This window comes from Rhizobium sp. RHZ01 (genome assembly GCF_014851595.1).
GTDB classification, from domain to species: Bacteria; Pseudomonadota; Alphaproteobacteria; order Rhizobiales; family Rhizobiaceae; genus Rhizobium; species Rhizobium altiplani.
The window spans coordinates 1-291 of sequence record NZ_JACUZZ010000137.1; the positions used below are offsets into that span (position 1 = coordinate 1).

Sequence of the window (291 nt, forward strand, 5' to 3'; positions counted from 1 at the left end):
CCGGCGTCGTGCTGGCCATGCACTATGCGGCGGAAACGACGGTTGCCTTCAACTCCGTCGAAAAGATCATGCGTGACGTCAACCACGGCTGGCTGCTGCGCTATATGCACGCCAACGGCGCGTCGTTCTTCTTCGTTGCCGTCTATCTGCACATCGCCCGTGGCCTCTACTACGGCTCCTACAAGGCGCCGCGCGAGATCCTCTGGATCCTCGGCGTCCTCATCTACCTGCTGATGATGGCGACCGGCTTCATGGGCTACGTTCTGCCCTGGGGCCAGATGTCCTTCTGGG

General features: G+C 61.5%; 1 protein-coding gene. It reads left to right on the forward strand.

The window, feature by feature from the left end; all coding sequences use genetic code 11:
• Positions 1-291, forward strand: a 291-nt coding sequence (locus IB248_RS32480) for a cytochrome b N-terminal domain-containing protein (protein WP_192242263.1), incomplete at both ends; no start/stop codon positions are given.